Below are 16,857 nucleotides of genomic sequence, written 5' to 3'. Positions count from 1 at the left end.
TTGCGCTGGCTCAGAACTTCGGGATGCGCAGCGTCTTGCTGATCATCAGCGTGCCCGAGAGCGCGAACAGCAGCGCCATCGGATGCAGCTGCCACGGGCCCACGCTCCAGGCGCCGCCCCACAGCGCGTCGCCCAGCCGGCCCTGCGAGGCGGCCCAGGCGAGCACGCCCACCAGCACCACGCTGGTCGGGATCGGCGTGCCCTCGAAGTACTTGACCTTGTCGCCGCCGGCCGAGAGCGATTCGGCCGTGACGTTGAAGCGCGCGAGCCGGCTCACGCCGCAGCAGACGAAGTAGACCAGCGCCACGCAGTCCCAGCCGCCGTCGAGGCCGGCCGCGACGCCCAGCGCGGCCGGCGCCACGCCGAAGGAGATGATGTCGGCCAGCGAATCGAGCTCGCGCCCGAGCGCCGAATGGGTCTGGCGCCAGCGCGCGATGCGGCCGTCGAACACGTCGAACACGAAGGCCGCGGGCGCGAGCGCGGCGGCCCAGTAGAAGTGGGTCAGCGACTGGCTCGCCATGTAGGCCATCGCGAGGAACACGCCGCCCACGCCGCAGGCCGCGTTGCCGAGCGTGAACACGTCGGCGAGGTGGAAGCCGCGGATCATCGAGAAGTGCTTGCGCACGGGAGGGGAGTCGGGGCGGGGCATGGCGTGGGGGCCTCGGTGGAGGGAAGTGCGGGCCACCTTAACCGAAGCGCCGGGCGCGATCTGTAGTCGCGGTCCGACGCCGACGCGAAGCCGCGCGCGGGTTCAAGGCAAAAAAAACGGGGGTGGTCAGGCGTCGACCGGCACGCGGCCGCGGGCCTCGTCGTGCGCCTGCGCGATACGCGCGAAGCGCGCCAGCAGCGAGGCCGCGGCCGGCGTGGCGCCGACACCCTCGCGCAGCGCCGCGGGATCGGCACCGTCGGCGCGCAGGTCGCCGGCCAGCTGCTCGACGTAGCCGCGCATCATCGGCGCGCCGAACTCGGGATGGAACTGCAGGCCCCAGGCCCGTTCGCCGACGCGGAAGGCCTGCACCGGCTCGTGCGCATTGCCCGCCAGCCGCACCGCGCCCTCGGGCAGGCGCAGCGCGCTCTGGCGGTGCACCACGTGGGCCTCGAAGCGCGGCGGCAGCTCGCGCAGCAGCGCGTCGTCGGCCGCGGCGGCTTCGAGCGCCACGGTCACGGTGCCGATCTCCAGCCCGCGCGGATGGTCGCCGGCCTCGCCGCCGAGCGCATGCGCGAGCAGCTGGTGGCCGTAGCAGATGCCGAGCACCGGCGTGCCCTGCGCGACCGCGTGCGCGAGCCAGCCGGCGGTGCGTTCGCTCCAGTCCTCGCGGTGCGACACCATCGCATGCGAGCCGGTCAGCACCGCGCCCGCGATGGTGGCGGGGTCGGGCAGCGTGTCGCCGCGGCGCGGGTCGATCACGGCGATCGGCAGCGTGTCGTTCGCCAGGCCGTCGGCGATCCAGTGCTCGAAGTCGCCGTGCGTCTCGCGCAGGGCGTCGAAGGTGTCGCCGAGCTTGACGATGACCAGGGGGAGAGGGTGCGCGGTATCCATTCCCCGATGATGCCAAAGCCTCAGGCGAGCACCACGCGCTCGCAGGCGCGGCGCAGCGCCGGCAGCGCCGGCATGTCGCGCGAGGCGGCATCGGTGACGACCACGTCGATGTCGGCGCTGCGCGCATAGGTGACGCGGCTGGCCTGGCCGATCTTGGCGTGGTCGGCCAGGATCACCAGCTGCTGTGCCTGCTCGGCCATGGCGCGCGCGATCGCGGCCTCGTGGTGCTCGAAGCTCATCGCGCCGTGCTTCGGATGCATCGCCACCGGCGACAGCAGCGCCACGTCGGCGCGGTAGCGGCGGATCTCCTCGACCGTGCCGGCGCCGCAGGTGGCCTGGGTTTTGACGTCGATCTCGCCGCCGAGCAGCACGGTGCGCCCGCCGGTGTCGCGGCCCTCGGCCGCGCCCGCGAGCTTGAGCGCGATGCTCAGCGAGTTGGTGATGACCGTCATGCCGCTGAGCGTGGCCAGTGCCTCGGCCAGCAGCGCGGTGGTGCTGCCGGTGTCGAGGAACACCGTCTGCCCCGGCTCGAGCAGCGCGATCGCGGCCCGGGCGATGGCGCGCTTCTCGCGCTGCCGCGCCACCAGCCGCACCGCCAGCGGCGGCTCGGGTTCCGCGCCCGTGGCGACGGCGCCGCCATGCACCCGCCGCAGCTCGCCAAGGCCCTCGAGCTCGAGCAGGTCGCGGCGCACGGTTTCGCGCGAGACCGCGAGGTCCTGCATGATCCGCTCGACGCTCAGGCGCGAGAAGGTGGCCAGCAGGCTGCGGATGCGCAGGAATCGTTCTTCTTGGAGCATGGGATGCCGATGGGAGAGGGAGCGATGGCGCCGGTAGCGGACCGGCGCCATTGTGGAGGAGGCGCGTGACGCTCAGGCCGCCTGGCCCATCGCCGGATCGCTGATGCCGTGGCTGCCGTTCTCCACGCGGCCCGCGAAGCGGCGCAGGTAGCTGGTGCCGTCGTCCACGTTGGCCGTCACGCTGAAGTCGTACCAGTGCTTCGCGGGTGCCAGGTCCCACTTCTGCACCACCACCTGGCCCGGCGCGAGCGCGAAGGTCCACGGACCGTCGGTGCGGTAGGCATTCGGCGCCACCGTGACGGTGCAGCTGATGTTGCCGAGGTTGTGCATCTCCAGGTGCACGTCGCCGTTGGCGGCGTCGTAGCAGACGCGCACCTCGGGCAGCGCCGTGCCGCCCGCGAGCGCGGCCGGCAGCTTGCCGCCGAAGCGCCGGAAGTAGCCGTTGGGGCCGAACACCGAGAGGTCGTAGCGCCCGCCGGCCGCCACCGCCCAGGCGTCGTTGAGCAGCTTGCCGGGCTCCACCGTGTAGCGGCGCGGCACCTTGTCGAGCGCAAGATGGTCGTAGACATGGAACACCGCACCGGCGCCGCCGGTGTTGCCGAACACCAGCCAGAACTTCTGCTGCGCCACGTCGGGCCGGCCGCTGGTGTGCAGCTCGTAGGGCAGGGCGCGCGAGTAGCGCACGCCGGTGGCCTGCTGCGGCAGGGTGCCGGTGCCGGGCGCGGGCGCGACCGGGGTGGGCAGCAGCAGCTGCTTCGCGATGGCATCGTCGGCCGCCTTGCCGTCGATGTGCGGCAGCGCGGGCAGCGCCGCGTTGGGCGTGGCGAAGTCGAAGCAGGTGCCTAGGTCGCCCGCGACCGCGCGCCGCCAGGGGCTGATGTTGGGCTCCATCACGCCGAAACGCGTCTCGAGGAAGCGCACCACCGAGGTGTGGTCGGCCACCTGCGAGTTGACCCAGCCGCCGCGGCTCCAGGGCGACACCACGTACATCGGCACGCGCCAGCCCATGCCGAAGGGCGAGCCTCGGTAGGGCGCCTTGAGGTCGTTGCGCTCGCCCAGCGTCGACACCGTGCTCATGCCGGCCTCGCTGCCGTCGGCGTTCAGCGAGGGGATCGAGGGCGGCGGCATGTGGTCGAAGTAGCCGTCGTTCTCGTCGAACATGATGAACAGCACGGTCTGGCTCCAGACCGCGGGATCGGCCGTGAGGGCGTTGAGCACGCGCTCGGTGTATTCGGCGCCCCACAGCGGCGACGAGGGGCCGGGATGCTCCGAGTACTTCTCGGGCGCGACGATCCAGCTCACCTGCGGCAGGCGGCCGGCCTTCACGTCGTCGGCCAGGGCGTCGAGCGAGCGCGTCGACAGGCCGCGCGCCTTGAGCGAGCGCTGCGCCTCGGTCGGCTCGGGCGCGTAGTAGGCCTGGCGAAAGCTGGTGAAGCCCTCGAGCGGGTTGTCGGTGTAGTTGTCGGCCATGTCCTGGTAGATCTGCCAGCTCACGCCGGCCTGTTCCAGGCGCTCGGGGTAGGTGGTCCAGTCGTAGCCGGGCGCGTTCGCGAGGTCGTCGTTCGAGTTGTCGATCGCGGGACCGCCGCCCTGCCCCAGCGGGTCGTTGGTGCCGCTCCAGAGGAACAGGCGGTTGGAGTTGGTGCCGGTGAGCTCGCTGCAGTGGTAGGCGTCGCACAGCGTGAAGGCGTCGGCCAGCGCGAACTGGTAGGCGATGTCGCTCTGCGTGTAGTAGCCGAGCGCGCGCGCCGTCTTGGCCGCCACCCACTGGTTCATGCGCCCGCCGTTCCAGGCCTGCTGGCCGTCGGACCAGCTGTGGGCCATGCCGGTGGTGCGCTGCGCGCTGGTGGCGGTGGTGTCGTAGCGGAAGGGCACGCAGGTGCCGCTGCCCGAGGCCGGCGGCTGTTGCCACACCGGCTTGCCGTTGGACAGCGGCACCGGGAAGCGGTCGCCGAAGCCGCGCACGCCGCGCAGGGTGCCGAAGTAGTGGTCGAAGGAGCGGTTCTCCTGCATGAAGATCACGACGTGCTTGACGTCGCTGATGGTGCCGGTCTCCTGCGTGGCGGGAATCGCCAGCGCGCGGCGGATGCCGGGCGGCAGCAGGCCGAGCGCGGCGGCCGCGCCCGCGGTGGTGGCGGCGCCGCGCAGGAAGCCGCGGCGGGAAGGGGATGCTTGCTTGTCGCTCATGGTGTTCGGGCTCAGGGCGCGCAGCGCACCGACTCGGGACGGCGCGGCGGCAGTTGGGAATCGGGCGTGCCGCCCGGCGGGGTCAGCGCCTCGATCGGCGGACCGGCGGTGGCCGGGTCGTTGGGCACGAGGCCCGTGGCCGGGGGCAGGGCGATGGCGCCGCCACCCCCGCCGCCGCCGCCGCAGGCCGTGAGCACGGTGGCGGCGAGCAGCGCCAGAACGCAGGCCGCGCGTTGCATCGTTGGGTTGCGCATGCGTGTCTCTCCTCAGGGCACCAGCGTGGTCAGCGAACCGCGCGAACGCGCGATCGACTCGATCTCGGCCGCGCTCAGCACGCGGTTCCAGGTCGCGAACTCGGCGAAGTCGAAGCGCCCGGCGATGGTGTTGCTCGCATTGCCGTTGCGGTAGTTCGGGCCGTAGCCGCCATCGCCGTCCTCGTTGAGCGAGAAGCCCTTGTTGAGACCGTTGAGCGCGGCCGCGAAGGCGCTGGTGAGCGTCACGGAACTGCTCTGCAGGCCCAGCGAGGGGTCGAACACGTAGTAGTTCGCCTTCAGCGCCTGCACGTCCACCGTCATCACCACATAGGCCCAGGTGTTGGCGCTGAAGCCCAGGTCCTTGTCGCCCACGCGCTCGCCGCCGCGGCCGATGTTGAAGCGCAGCGCGCTGCCGTACTGGCCGATCGCGATGCCCGGGTTGGAGCCGCTGCCCCAGTCCTTGTTCGAGATCACCGGCATGCCCGAGCGGGTGGCGTCGGAGCGGAACCAGAAGCCGAAGCTGAAGGGCGCGCTGGTGCTGGTCACGCTGGCGGTCGGGATCGAGTAGCCGCCGTCGCAGGCGGTGCAGACCTTGGCGCCGGTGTAGTCGGTCGACAGCAGCGCGCGGGTGCCGCTGCCCAGCGGTCCGTCGCCGGCCGCCGCATAGACCGCGGTGGCGCCCTTGACCCAGGGCGCGAAGACCTGGCCACCGGCGATGCGGTCCTCGAGCGCGCCGTTCAGCGGGAACAGGTGCGTGAGGCCGTTGGCCACGCTGGGCAGCAGCACGATCGGCTTCACGTAGTCGAGCGAAGCGCGCAGCGAGACCGGCGTCTTGTCGGCCACCACGGTGTAGCCGTAGGCATAGGTGCCGCTGGCGTCGAAGGGCATGGTGGTGTCCTCGAAGCCGAGGGCCGTGCCGGGCAGCGTGGCCACGGCCGCGCCGTCACGCAGCACCGTGATGGAGGCGACCGGGGCCGGCAGCGTCCAGCTCAGGCGGATGCCGTTGCGCTTGTCGTTGGCCACCGCAGCGAGCTGGCGCACGCCGGGCGCGCCCAGCAGCGGCGCGCCGTCGATCGCGTACTTGTCGGCCGCGGGCAGGGCCGACAGGTGGGTCAGCAGGGTGGGCGCGATGTCGGCCGTTGAAGCGTAGCCGTACCAGTCGGCGATGTTCGCGGGCAGCCCGGCGGGCGCTGCTGCGTCGAGGTTGGCGCGGCGGTCGAGCACCAGCGCGGTCGCGAGGTTCGACGGCACCGGAATGCCGTCGGCCACGCCGGTGGCGCCCAGGCCGTGGGTGGTGGCGACGACCACCAGCCAGTCCTCCTGCGGCTGGGCCGCGCGGCGCCGCGCCAGCGCGGAGCGCAGCGTGGCGATCTGCTTGTCGACCCGCGCGAGCGCGTTCTGGTAGTCGGTGCCGTAGCCCGCCACGTCGGCGACCTGCGCCGGGCCCTGGTAGTCGGCCACCACGAGGTCGTAGCCGTCGCGCTCGAGCGCGCCCGCGGCCTCGGTCGAGACGCAGTCGTCGCTGCCGTCGCAGTCCTTCGCGAGCTCGAGGTAGCCCGCGGCCTTGTCGGTGCGCAGCAGTTGCGGCAGGCCGCTCCAGCTCGCGACCACCGCGCTGCGGGTGTCGGCGCGGCGCTGCTTGAGCAGCTTGAAGACCGTGTCGGCGCCGAAGGCCTGGCCTTCGTAGTTGGAGCGGATCTCGTGCCGGTCGGCCCAGCCGCCGGTCAGCAGCGTGGCCCACGACGGTCCGTCGGTGGCCTGCTGCTGCGTGCGCCGGCCGAGCACGCCGCCGGTGTAGGAGGGCAGCAAGGTGCCCAGGCCTTGCAGCGCGGGCATGCGCGCATCGCCGAGCGCCTGCTGCAGGGCCGCGTACTGCACACCGTCGACGCCGATGACCAGCGCCTTGGGGCGCGGTGCCGGCGCCGGGGAGGGCGCGGGTGCGGGAGCCGGCGCGGGCGCGGGCGGCGCAACGGGAAGGAAGGGGGTCGAACCACCGCCGCCGCCGCCGCAGGCGGCCAGCAGTAGCACGGGGGTCAGGCACAGGGCGGCGCGCGCGAGGCGGCCTCTCGGCGTTGTCATCGGGGAACTCCGGCAGGTCAAGAACGCCGGTGCGGGCTCAAGGCCGCCCCGGCACGAAGGCATTCGCGGTCGCGCGTGGCCTGCCGTCGATCGATGCATTCATGTGCACTTGGGCAGATGAATGTGATTTACAACAAAGTCCACAAATACAACCAATGCCACGGATGCTGCGCGACGCGCATGACAGCGCCGCGACAGCGCCGGTCGACAGAGGAACGAGGAAGGCGCCGTTACACCCGATACAGCCGGGACGCCCGCCGCCCCGCTCGCGCTGGCGGCGCGGGGCACCCGTTCCTACGATGCGGTCTCGTCCAACCACTCCCTTCGCACCAAGATACCCATGAACACATCGATCCGACGCCGTACGCTCCTCGCCGCCGCCAGCGCGGTGCCGCTCGCGAGCGCCTGCACGGCCTGGTCCGCCGCCTCCGGCCCGGACGCCGAGGCCCGGCTCGCGGCGCTCGAGCGCGACTGCGGCGGCCGCCTGGGCGTGCACGCGCTCGACACCGGCAGCGGCGCGCGCATCGCGCACCGCGGCAACGAGCTGTTTCCGATGTGCAGCACCTTCAAGCTGATGCTCGCGGCCGCGATCCTGCAGCGCGCCACCGCGCAGGAGCCGGCGCTGCTCGAGCGCCGCCTGAGCTACACCCGCGCCCAGCTGCTGCCCAATTCGCCGATCACCGAGAAGCACCTGGCCGACGGCATGACCGTGGCCGACCTGTGCGCCGCCACGCTGCAGTACAGCGACAACGCCGCGGCCAACATGCTGATGCACCAGCTCGGCGGGCCGGCCGGCGTCACGGCCTATGCACGCTCCATCGGCGACACGGTGTTCCGCCTCGACCGTTGGGAAACCGAGCTCAACAGCGCCATCCCCGGCGATCCGCGCGACACCACCAGCCCGGCCGCGATGGCCGCCAGCGTGCAGCGGCTGGTGCTCGGCGATGCGCTGGCCGCGCCGCAGCGCGCGCGGCTCGAGGCCTGGCTGCGCGGCAACACCACCAGCAAGGAGCGCTTCGTGGCCGGCGTGCCGCCCGGCTGGACCGTGGGCGACAAGACCGGCGCGGGCGACTACGGCACCAACAACGACGTCGGCGTGCTGTGGCCGGCTTCGGGCGCGCCGCTGGTGCTCGCGGTCTACCTGACCTTCCCGGGCGACAAGGGCGCGAAGACGCGCAACGACGTGGTGGCCTCGGCGGTGCGCATCGTGGCGAACGCGATGCGGGGCTGAGCGCCCGCGCTGCCTCGGGGCCGCAATGCCGTACCCGCCCCATCGGGCACTGCGCGGTGCGCCTGCGCCGGCGCGCCATCGGCGGGACAATGGCCGCGCCTTGCGCGCCCCGCGCGGCCAGGGCATCCAGCCAGAGCCCCCGCCGCATGTCGTCCCCGCCCGCCGTCTCCACCCCTTCGTCCTCCTCCCAGCCCTCGTTCTCGCTGTGGCGCATCGCGGTGCCGGCCTTCGGGCCCTCGCTGCTGTTCGGCATCGGGGAGGGCGCGATCCTGCCCATCGTGCCGCTCACGGCGCGCGAGCTCGGCGCCTCGGTGCCGATGGCGGCGCTGGTGATGGCGCTGATCGGCATCGGCTCGCTGCTCAACAACATCCCGGCCTCGATGATCACCATGCGCTGGGGCGAGCGCTGGGCCATCGTCGCGGCCGGCGCCTGGAGCGCGCTCGGCATGGCGCTGTGCGTGTGGACCTCGCACCTGGGCCTGTTCGCGCTCGGCTGCTTCATGGTCGGCATGTCGCAGGCGGTCTACAACCTCGCGCGCCAGAGCTACATGAGCGAGGCGGTGCCGGTCGAGTACCGCGCGCGGGCGCTGTCCACGCTGGGCGGCGTGATGCGCATCGGCATGTTCATCGGCCCCTTCCTGGCGGCCGGCGCGGTGCATTTCTTCGGCCTGATGGCGGCCTATGTGCTCGGCATCGTGGCGGTGGCCGGCGCGGCCATCCTCGGCGCGCGCATTCCCGACCTCGAGCTGCCGCCCGCGCCGCCGGGCCAGGCCGCGCCCGCGAAGCCCACCATCGTCTCGACCCTGCGCGACCATCGCCGCGTGTTCCTCACGCTGGGCTTCGCCGTGACGCTGGTCAGCGCGGTGCGCGCCTCGCGCCAGGCGGTGATCCCGCTGTGGGCCGACCATCTCGCGCTGGCGCCCTCGGTGGCTTCGCTGATCTACGGCATGGCCGGCGGCATCGACATGCTGGTGTTCTATCCGGCCGGCAAGGTGATGGACCAGAAGGGCCGGCGCTGGGTGGCGGTGCCCTCGATGCTGATCATGGGACTCGCGATGCTGCTGATGCCGCTGACCACGGGCGCCGCCACGCTGCTGGTCGCGGCGCTGGCCATCGGTTTCGGCAACGGCATCGGCTCGGGAATGATCATGACCCTGGGCGCCGACCATTCGCCGCGCCACGGCCGCGCGCACTTCCTCGGCGTGTGGCGGCTGATGTCCGACATCGGCGCCTCCTGCGGGCCGGCGCTGCTGTCCTTCCTCGCGGGCAGCCTGTCGCTGGCCGCGGGCATCGCGGTCACGGGCGGGCTCGCCTTCGCCGCGGCCGGCGTGCTGGCGCACTGGATTCCGCGCCGCACGCCGGGCCACGAGTCCTAGCGAAGCCTGTCGCATCCTGTCGCGGCTTGTCGCGGCCTATCATCCACCCCACACAGGGGTCCACACACATGTCCAATCTCATCGTCCACGGCGGCACGCCGCTGCGCGGCCGCATCACGCCGTCGGCCAACAAGAACGCGGTGCTGCCGATCCTCTGCGCCACCCTGCTCACGCGCGAGCCGCTGCGCCTTCACGGCGTGCCCGACATCACCGACGTGCGCAAGATCCTCGACATCTTCCGCACGCTCGGCAGCGAGGTGCAGCTCGACCACGCCACCGGCACGCTCGCGCTGCACCACCGCGACACCGTGTTCGACGCCGCCGCCCACCGGCTGCCCGAGGAGATGCGCTCCTCGATCATGCTGGTGCCGCCGCTGCTGGCGCGCTTCGGCGTGGCGCGGCTCGAGGACAACGTCAAGGGCTGCACCCTGGGCGTGCGCGAGATCGATCCGCACGTCGAGGTGTTCCGCAGCTTCGGCGGCCAGGTCGAGCGCGCCGAGGGCTCGCTGCTGGTGCGCACCGCCGGGCGCCTGGTGCCCACCGACCACTGGCTCGACTACGCCTCGGTCACCACCACCGAGAACTTCGTGCTGTGCGCGGTCGGCGCCGAGGGCACCTCGACCCTGACCAACGCCGCCTCCGAGCCGCACGTGCAGGAGTTCTGCCGCTTCATGGCCATGATCGGCGCGCGCATCGACGGCATCGGCACCTCGCGCCTCACGGTGCATGGCGGCCATGCGCTGGGCGGCGGCGAGTTCCGCTTCGACGAGGACTTCCACGAGATCACCACCTTCCTCGCGCTCGGTGCCATCACCGGCGGCGACGTGGTGGTGCGCAACAGCGCGCCGGGCAACTTCCCGCTGATCGACCGCACCTTCGCCAAGTTCGGCGTGCAGATCGTGCACGAGGACGGCTGGTCGCGCGCCGTGCGCTCGGGGCCGCTGAAGGTGCAGACGCCCTTCACCGCCAACGTACTGACCAAGGTCGAGGCCGCTCCGTGGCCGTACTTCCCGGTCGACCTGCTGCCGATCTTCATCGCGCTGGGCGTGCGCGCGCAGGGCAACGCGATGTTCTGGAACAAGGTCTACGACGGCGCGCTCGGCTGGACCGGCGAGCTCTCGAAGTTCGGCGCCCACGTGTTCTCGTCCGACCCGCACCGGCTCATCACCTTCGGCGGTTCCCCGCTGGTGCCCGCGGTGGTCGAGAGCCCCTACATCATCCGCGTGGCGATCGCGCTGTTCATGGTGGCCTCGAGCATCGAGGGCCGCTCCGAGATCCGCAACGCCACGCCGATCCGCCGCGCGCATCCGCGCTTCGTCGAGAACCTGCGCAGCCTGGGCGTGCAGGTGGAGTGGACCAGCGAGGAGTGACAAGGTGTGAATAAACCTACTGCGCGCCCCGATCTCGCACCTGCGGTCCTCACCGTACAGAGTACGGCTACGGTCCTCGGCGCGACCTCGGGGCGCTCGCTACGGTTTCTTCACACCTTGTGAGCGTTCCGGCCGCCGTGTTTCACGGCGCCGCGCGCCGCAGCAGCCCGGCCTCGATGGAGGCCTCGAGCCGGTCCACCACGTCCCAGTGGCGCAGCAGCAGCCCGTCCTGCGTCTCGTAGCGGTCCGCGGTCGCGAAGCGCAGCGCGCGGCCGGTGGGCGGCGCGCCGAGGAAGTTGCCGGTGTGGGTGCCGGCCCATTGGGTCATCGCCATCAGTTGCGTGCCCTCGACCAGCACCACCTGCTCGAGCGGCCGCAGGTCGGGCAGGCCCGCGAGGAGCAGGCGCGCGAAGTCGGCGTACATGGCCGGGCCGCGACCGCGCAGCAGCGGCGAGCTGCTGCTGAAGTCGGGATGCAGGAAGCGGGCGATCGCGTCGAATTCGTGGCGTTCGAACACCGCGTGGCGGAATGCGAGGAAGCTGGCGCGGAGATCCTCGGTCGCCGAGGAAGGGGTGGTGGAGGTCATGCGGGGCTCGTGAAGCGCAACGGCGGGCGACCAGTGTGTCGCCGCGAGCTCGCGCGGCGCGATGACCGCCGCGGTCATTGACGAAGCCGCGCGCGCTTCGTGACCGCGCTACAGCACAAACCAGCCCACCGCCACGTAATGGCTCACCGTGCCCGCGAGCACGAACAGGTGCCACACCGCATGCGCATGCCGGAAGCCGCGGCGGTTGCGGTAGAAGACCGTGCCCGCGGTGTAGAGCACGGCGCCGATCAGCAGCCATGCGAGGCCGCCGCCCTCGAGCTGCATCGCCAGCGGCACGGCCGCCGCGATCGCGAGCCAGCCCATGCCGATGTACAGCGGCAGCGAGGGCTTCACGGGCGCGCCGCGCGCGGCCAGCAGCTCGCGCCGGATGCCGACCGCGGCCGCGCCCCACATCGCCAGCAGCGGCACCCAGGCCCAGGCGCCTTCGAGCATCACGAGTGCGAACGGCGTGTAGGTGCCGGCGATCAGCAGGTAGATCGCGCAATGGTCGGCGCATTCCCACAGGCGCTTGCGCCGGCCGCGCGTGCTGTGGAACAGGGTGGAGGCCGCGTAGAGCGCGACCGCCGAAAGGGAGAACACGAGCGAGCCGGCGATCTTCGCCGGGTCGCCCGTGGGCAGGGTCTTGGCCAGCAGCAGCACGGCCGCCGGCAGGGCGAGCAGCAGGCCGAGCAGGTGGCTGTACCCGTTGAGTCGTTCGCCCGGGTACATGGTGTGCCGCCTGCCTGCTTCGGTCGGTCCGCCGCGTGCCGGCTCAGCGGCCGGTTTCCTTCAGGTAGTCCTGGCGCGCGGCGAAGGCCGTGTTCGCGAAGTCCGAGAACACGCCGTCGATGCCGGCGCGGAAGTACGCGAGGTACTCGGCCTTCGGGTCGCCCTTGTAGACGGCGGCCAGGTAGCGCGACTCGTTGCGGAAGGTGTAGCTGTGCACGAACAGGCCGGCCTTGTGGGCATCGGCGATCAGGCTGGTGGGCTTGATCGTGTTGGCTTCGACCATGCCCTTGTTGGGCGTCTTGAACGGAACGATCGTGTGCGCCATCACCTGCGGTTTCCACGGGCCGATGCCGTCGGCATAGGTCTTGACCTCGGCCAGGCCGGCCGGCGTGAGCATCGCGCCGAACCAGCGCGGGTCGCCCGCGAGCGTCCAGCTGTAGGGACGGCCGTCGACGAAGGTGTAGTCGTCGGTGGTGACGTAGATCATCTCGCCGGTCTTGAAGTCGATGTCGTTGCCGTCGACCAGTTGCACCGCGCGCGCCTTCAGGCCGGCCGAGCGCAGGTACTTCAGGCTCACCGGGTCGAAGCTCTGCACGAAGATCGGTGCGTCCTTGCGGTTCAGGTCGTTGGCGTTCATCGCCTTGAGCAGCGCGTCTTCCAGCGGATGGCTGCCGGCCGGGCCGCAGCCGTTGGCGATCGCCTGGGCGTTGTTCCAGATCGGGTTCTTGGTTTCCGGATACACGGTGATCGTGCGGCCGGTGGCCTTGGCCTTGGCACGCATGATGTCGATCACTTCCTGGAAGCTCAGGATCGGCAGCTTGCCGTTCAGGTCGGTCGGGCGCTCGTCCTTCGCGTCGTAGGTGGTGCCGTGGATCCACTGCTTGAGCTCGGCCAGCGTGAAGTCGGTGATCGACCAGTCGTTGGTGTGGTCCTCGCCGTCGACGACCAGCGACTTGAGCACCGACTTCGGATCCTTGGGATCGGTCAGGTCGCTCAGGTACTTCGCCGGGCCGTTGGCGGGAATCGCCGGGTAGGTCACGTCGACGCGCACGCCGGGCACGGTGCGCTTGCGCGCGGCCACGGTGGCGTTGGTCTTCGCGACGTCGGCGATGTCGGTGTTGTCGCTGAGCCAGGGGTTGTGGCGCGCGACCAGCACGCAGTCCTTGGTCAGGTGCAGGTCGGTCTCGAGCGAATCGGCGCCGGCATCGGCGGCCGCTTCGTAGGCCTTCTGGGTTTCCTCCGGGAACAGGCCGGGCAGGCCGCGGTGGCCGATCACCAGGGGCACCGAGCCGTCGAGCGTGCCCAGCGGGGTCGGGGTGGGCGCCGGTGCCGGCGCGGGGGCGGGCGGCAGGACCGGGACGAAGGCGCTGCCGCCACCACCACCGCCGCAGGCGGCGATGACGAGGCTGCCGCCGAGCGCGACGAAGGCGGCACGCAGGGGACGGGGTGCGGGCGCGGGAAGCTTTGAGGTCATGGTTGTTTTTTGCGTGTTGGATATGGCCAGAAGGCCGCCGGATGCTAGGTTTGACCCATGACGGAACCATGACTGGCGCAACGGCCCGCGGCAGCGACATCGTGGCGTCATGAAGCCTCCGACCCGCTGGCCGAGCACCGGCCTGCGTGCCGCTTTCAACGCGGATGCGTGGCCATGAGGCGGCGTCCATCAAAGAAGGGTTTGCGTCCGGTACATTCGCGCTCGATGGGCGAGGCCAGGCAATGTCCTGCGCGATGTGCGCGATGTGCAATCGAGGGAGAACAAGGCGATGTCATGGTGGAAACGCTGGATCGGCGGTCGCGTCGCGCCGCAGAACGCGGTGGACGCGGCGCCGAAGGAAAGCGGCGCGGTGGAACTTCGCGCCGGCACCTTCGAGTTCGAGCGATGGATCGCGCGCAACTCACTCGAGATGGTCGGCGAACTCGCGCATGGCGCGCAGCACCTGGGCAATCTGCTGCTGATGGCGCCGACCGATGCGGACTCGCTGGCCTTGGCCGGGCGCTATGCGCACAAGGCGGGCAGCGGTGCCGCCGAGACGCTGCTGCCTCCTGAACAGCAAAGGTACGCGGGCCCCGAGGCGTTGCGGGCATGGCTCTGGCGGCGCGATGGCCGGCTGGAGGAGGCCACCGAACTCGTGGTGGAGATCGTGCAGTCGGAACCCGACGGCGCTGGCAGGCTGAGTGCCTGGCTGCTCGAGTGGCTCGAGCCCGCGGGAGCGATCGAGTCGCTCTCCGTCGGGCTGCAGATGCGCCTGGCCAAGACGATGCTGACGCAGTCCTCCGAAGCCCGACTCAGCAGCGCCCCCCGACTCTTGTCGATGCAGCGCTGGGCACGGGTGCTGGCGCGCATCGCGCCGCCGGACGAGTTCCAGGCGCAGTGGTGGATGCTGCGGATCGGCTTCCTGCGGCGCGCCGGCCTGTTCGACGATGCGCTGCGGCTGGCCGGGCCACTGGCCGAAGCTTCCGACTGGCATGCGGCGACGGCGATCGGCCTGGTGCTGCGCCAGCAGCGGCGCATGCCCGAGGCCAAGCAGGCCTTTCGCCGTGCGATCGCGTTCGAACCGCAAGAGCTCAGCACTTTTCTCGAGATGGCGGATGGCTGGCTCGAGAACCATGACTGGGCACAGGCGCTGCAGGGGTACGACCATGTGCTTGCGCAGGAGGCCCATCATGACTGGGCGCAGGCCTCGCAGTGGTATTGCCAATGGAAGCTGACGGGAGACGCGCAGTGGATCGACCGCGTCCTCGAAGCCGCCCAGGCAGGCAATGCGCGGGCGCAGCGGCTCTGGCATGCCGCGTTCGACAGGCTGCCCGAGCCGGAGGACGCGAGCGCCAATACGCTGCGCCAGCTGCTGGCGTCGCTTCGGGCCGCCCCGCCGGCCGGCAACAGCACCGAGCCGTCTCGGCCGAATCGCTTGTCGACGAGCCTGTCCTCGATCGAGGCGCCTTCCAATGCCCTGGCTTTCACGCTGGCGCTGGCGGCACTGGATCAGCCCGTGACTCTGGCGGTGCGGGTCGGCGGCATCCCGCATCCCGATCCGCGGGAGCCGGCCGGTCCGGTGGCACATTCGCTGTGGCGCTACGACGGCACCGATGCGAGCCCGGCATTGCCGGCTCCTGCGCCGGAGGTGCTCGAACGCATCGCCGGGCTGGCCCGGATGCCCTATGAACCGGACGCCAACTGGGCCGCCGCCAGCCACGCGGCGCTGGCCCTCGGTCCCGCGTCGGGGCAAGACCGTTCGCTCGAGGTGCTGGCTTGCATGGTGCATCCACCCGCGCTGCCGGCGGGCACCGAGGCGCTGGCCTGGGTACCGCGCGTGCAGATGGTCGCGGCGCAGGTCCTGGCGCAGGTTGACGAGGGCTGGCAGGGTTCGCGGCGGCGCGAGCTGCTGCTCTCCGCGATGCTCGGTCCCGCCGATTGGTCGACCTGTGCGGCGATCCGTGCGCTCGCGTGGATCGGCCGCCATGAACCGGCCCACATGCTCGACATCCATCAGTGCTTCGAGCGCCTGGAGGCGCATCGGCCCGACAGCGGCTATTGCTGCTGGATCGCCACGCTCTACGAGCAATGGCTGGCGCTTCCGCTGCTGTTCGATAGCGAGCGCGAGACCTTGCGCGTCAAGCTGGCGCAGCTGTCGGACGATGAATGAGCGGCCGGCCCGGATGCCGCGGCCATGCCTGCCGGCGCGGCACGGTCCCACGGCATGGCGCTACTTCAGCGCCCCGAAGCGCTCCGCATAGAGCGCCGTCACCCAGTCCACGAACACCCGCACGCGCGGCGACAGCAGCCGGTGCTGCGGGTAGAGCACCGAATAGACCATCGGCGGGCAGGGCGTGTCGGCGAGGATCTCGACCAGCGTGCCGGCGCGCAGCTGGCGCTCGATGTGATAGCGCGGCACCTGGATGATCCCGCAGCCCTGCTCGGCGCAGGTCTTGTAGCTGTCGGCGTTGTTCACGCTGATCCAGTCGGGCAGCACGACCTGCTCGATGCGCCCGTTCACCTCGAACAGGTAGGGGAAGTGGTCGGGCCGCGAGGACGAGAAGAAGTTCACCGCCAGGTGCTGCTGGCCCAGCAGGTCGGCCGGCGTCAGCGGCGTGCCGCGTTCGGCCAGGTAGGCCGGGCTCGCGCAGGTCACCTGCGGCAGCAGCGCGAGCCGGCGCGTGACCAGCGAGGAGTCCTTGGGCTCGCCCGCGCGCACCACGCAATCGACGCCCTCGCGCACCAGCTCCACGAGCCGGTCGCCGCTGCCCACGGCGAGCACGATGTTCGGATAGCGCGCATGGAAGTCGCCGATGCGCGGCAGCACGATGTCGTTGGCGGCCGCGCCGTGGATGTCGATGCGCAGCCGCCCGCGCGGATTGACCGCGAGCTGCGCGAGCGAGGACTCGGCGTCCTCGAGTTCGAGCAGCAGGTGGCGGCAGCGCTCGTAGTAGGCCTGGCCGTCGACCGTGGTGCGCACCTGGCGCGTGGTGCGCTCGAGCAGGCGCACCTGCAGCCGGGCCTCGAGCTCCTTGATCGCATGGGTGGCGGTGGCGCGCGGCAGCTCGAGCGCGGCCGCGGCCTGCGTGAAGCTGCCGAGCTCCACGATGCGGGTGAACAGGCACATGGCGTCGAAGCGGTCCATGGAATGGGCTCGGTGGATTGTTGGCTGCCATTGAATTGTATTGGCGAGATTCGCGTATTTATTCGCCAGTTCAGAACAGAGAGACTGCC

14 protein-coding genes are annotated in these 16,857 nt (G+C 71.3%); 4 read left to right on the top strand and 10 right to left on the bottom strand.

Features of this window, described 5'->3' with window-relative positions; translation table 11 throughout:
* Positions 1-10: 10 nt before the first annotated feature.
* From INQ48_19325 to INQ48_19300, 6 genes are all read right to left on the bottom strand, one after another.
* The gene (locus INQ48_19325) at positions 11-649 is read right to left on the bottom strand and encodes a CDP-alcohol phosphatidyltransferase family protein (GenBank protein ID QRF55538.1); all 639 of its coding nucleotides are present in this window, start codon (positions 647-649) and stop codon (positions 11-13) included.
* Positions 650-775: 126 nt separating this feature from the next.
* Positions 776-1,540 carry a glutamine amidotransferase gene (locus INQ48_19320; GenBank protein ID QRF55537.1) on the bottom strand — a complete coding sequence of 255 codons (765 nt, stop codon included), beginning with the start codon at positions 1,538-1,540 and terminating at the stop codon, positions 776-778.
* 20 nt (positions 1,541-1,560) lie between these two features.
* A complete protein-coding gene (locus INQ48_19315; protein ID QRF55536.1) occupies positions 1,561-2,337 on the bottom strand; it encodes a DeoR/GlpR transcriptional regulator in 777 nt (258 codons plus the stop codon).
* A gap of 72 nt (positions 2,338-2,409) precedes the next feature.
* Positions 2,410-4,524, bottom strand: coding sequence for a phospholipase C, phosphocholine-specific (locus INQ48_19310; GenBank protein QRF55535.1), 2,115 nt, complete (start codon positions 4,522-4,524; stop codon positions 2,410-2,412).
* A gap of 11 nt (positions 4,525-4,535) precedes the next feature.
* Positions 4,536-4,778, bottom strand: coding sequence for a hypothetical protein (locus INQ48_19305; protein ID QRF55534.1), 243 nt, complete (start codon positions 4,776-4,778; stop codon positions 4,536-4,538).
* A gap of 12 nt (positions 4,779-4,790) precedes the next feature.
* Positions 4,791-6,857: a hypothetical protein gene (locus INQ48_19300; GenBank protein ID QRF55533.1), complete on the bottom strand. Its 2,067-nt coding sequence runs from the start codon at positions 6,855-6,857 to the stop codon at positions 4,791-4,793.
* 340 nt (positions 6,858-7,197) lie between these two features.
* Here INQ48_19300 and bla point away from each other — a divergent pair, with 340 nt between their 5' ends.
* From bla to INQ48_19285, 3 genes are all read left to right on the top strand, one after another.
* On the top strand, positions 7,198-8,088 hold the full coding sequence (gene bla / locus INQ48_19295; GenBank protein QRF55532.1) for a class A beta-lactamase: 891 nt from the start codon (positions 7,198-7,200) through the stop codon (positions 8,086-8,088).
* Positions 8,089-8,234: 146 nt separating this feature from the next.
* Entirely contained in the window at positions 8,235-9,464 is a 1,230-nt protein-coding gene (locus INQ48_19290; protein QRF55531.1) for an MFS transporter, read from the top strand.
* A gap of 68 nt (positions 9,465-9,532) precedes the next feature.
* Complete coding sequence (locus INQ48_19285) at positions 9,533-10,834, top strand: UDP-N-acetylglucosamine 1-carboxyvinyltransferase (GenBank protein QRF55530.1); 1,302 nt, start codon at positions 9,533-9,535, stop codon at positions 10,832-10,834.
* A gap of 142 nt (positions 10,835-10,976) precedes the next feature.
* Here the strand turns inward: INQ48_19285 and INQ48_19280 are convergent, their stop codons facing one another.
* From INQ48_19280 to INQ48_19270, 3 genes are all read right to left on the bottom strand, one after another.
* A complete protein-coding gene (locus INQ48_19280; GenBank protein ID QRF55529.1) occupies positions 10,977-11,420 on the bottom strand; it encodes an ester cyclase in 444 nt (147 codons plus the stop codon).
* Between the two features lie 108 nt (positions 11,421-11,528).
* Entirely contained in the window at positions 11,529-12,149 is a 621-nt protein-coding gene (locus INQ48_19275; GenBank protein ID QRF55528.1) for a hemolysin III family protein, read from the bottom strand.
* A gap of 43 nt (positions 12,150-12,192) precedes the next feature.
* On the bottom strand, positions 12,193-13,623 hold the full coding sequence (locus INQ48_19270) for a glycerophosphodiester phosphodiesterase (protein ID QRF55527.1): 1,431 nt from the start codon (positions 13,621-13,623) through the stop codon (positions 12,193-12,195).
* Between the two features lie 289 nt (positions 13,624-13,912).
* Here INQ48_19270 and INQ48_19265 point away from each other — a divergent pair, with 289 nt between their 5' ends.
* Positions 13,913-15,793: a hypothetical protein gene (locus tag INQ48_19265; GenBank protein ID QRF55526.1), complete on the top strand. Its 1,881-nt coding sequence runs from the start codon at positions 13,913-13,915 to the stop codon at positions 15,791-15,793.
* A 60-nt stretch (positions 15,794-15,853) separates the two neighbouring features.
* Here the strand turns inward: INQ48_19265 and INQ48_19260 are convergent, their stop codons facing one another.
* Positions 15,854-16,768 carry a LysR family transcriptional regulator gene (locus INQ48_19260; GenBank protein ID QRF55525.1) on the bottom strand — a complete coding sequence of 305 codons (915 nt, stop codon included), beginning with the start codon at positions 16,766-16,768 and terminating at the stop codon, positions 15,854-15,856.
* Positions 16,769-16,857: the final 89 nt, after the last annotated feature.

The sequence above is a fragment of the Variovorax paradoxus genome, assembly GCA_016806145.1.
Classification (GTDB): domain Bacteria; phylum Pseudomonadota; class Gammaproteobacteria; order Burkholderiales; family Burkholderiaceae_C; genus Variovorax.
This window is presented reverse-complemented; position numbering and strand designations above follow the sequence as displayed.

Excerpts from the sequence above, each read along its gene's own strand:
- INQ48_19290 (QRF55531.1), top strand. The coding sequence starts at position 8,235 with ATGTCGTCCCCGCCCGCCGTCTCCACCCCTTCGTCCTCCTCCCAGCCC.
- INQ48_19300 (QRF55533.1), bottom strand. The coding sequence starts at position 6,857 with ATGACAACGCCGAGAGGCCGCCTCGCGCGCGCCGCCCTGTGCCTGACC.
- INQ48_19305 (QRF55534.1), bottom strand. The coding sequence starts at position 4,778 with ATGCGCAACCCAACGATGCAACGCGCGGCCTGCGTTCTGGCGCTGCTC.
- INQ48_19310 (QRF55535.1), bottom strand. The coding sequence starts at position 4,524 with ATGAGCGACAAGCAAGCATCCCCTTCCCGCCGCGGCTTCCTGCGCGGC.
- INQ48_19265 (QRF55526.1), top strand. The coding sequence starts at position 13,913 with ATGTCATGGTGGAAACGCTGGATCGGCGGTCGCGTCGCGCCGCAGAAC.
- INQ48_19280 (QRF55529.1), bottom strand. The coding sequence starts at position 11,420 with ATGACCTCCACCACCCCTTCCTCGGCGACCGAGGATCTCCGCGCCAGC.
- INQ48_19260 (QRF55525.1), bottom strand. The coding sequence starts at position 16,768 with ATGGACCGCTTCGACGCCATGTGCCTGTTCACCCGCATCGTGGAGCTC.
- INQ48_19285 (QRF55530.1), top strand. The coding sequence starts at position 9,533 with ATGTCCAATCTCATCGTCCACGGCGGCACGCCGCTGCGCGGCCGCATC.
- INQ48_19275 (QRF55528.1), bottom strand. The coding sequence starts at position 12,149 with ATGTACCCGGGCGAACGACTCAACGGGTACAGCCACCTGCTCGGCCTG.
- INQ48_19270 (QRF55527.1), bottom strand. The coding sequence starts at position 13,623 with ATGACCTCAAAGCTTCCCGCGCCCGCACCCCGTCCCCTGCGTGCCGCC.
- INQ48_19315 (QRF55536.1), bottom strand. The coding sequence starts at position 2,337 with ATGCTCCAAGAAGAACGATTCCTGCGCATCCGCAGCCTGCTGGCCACC.
- INQ48_19325 (QRF55538.1), bottom strand. The coding sequence starts at position 649 with ATGCCCCGCCCCGACTCCCCTCCCGTGCGCAAGCACTTCTCGATGATC.
- INQ48_19320 (QRF55537.1), bottom strand. The coding sequence starts at position 1,540 with ATGGATACCGCGCACCCTCTCCCCCTGGTCATCGTCAAGCTCGGCGAC.
- bla (QRF55532.1), top strand. The coding sequence starts at position 7,198 with ATGAACACATCGATCCGACGCCGTACGCTCCTCGCCGCCGCCAGCGCG.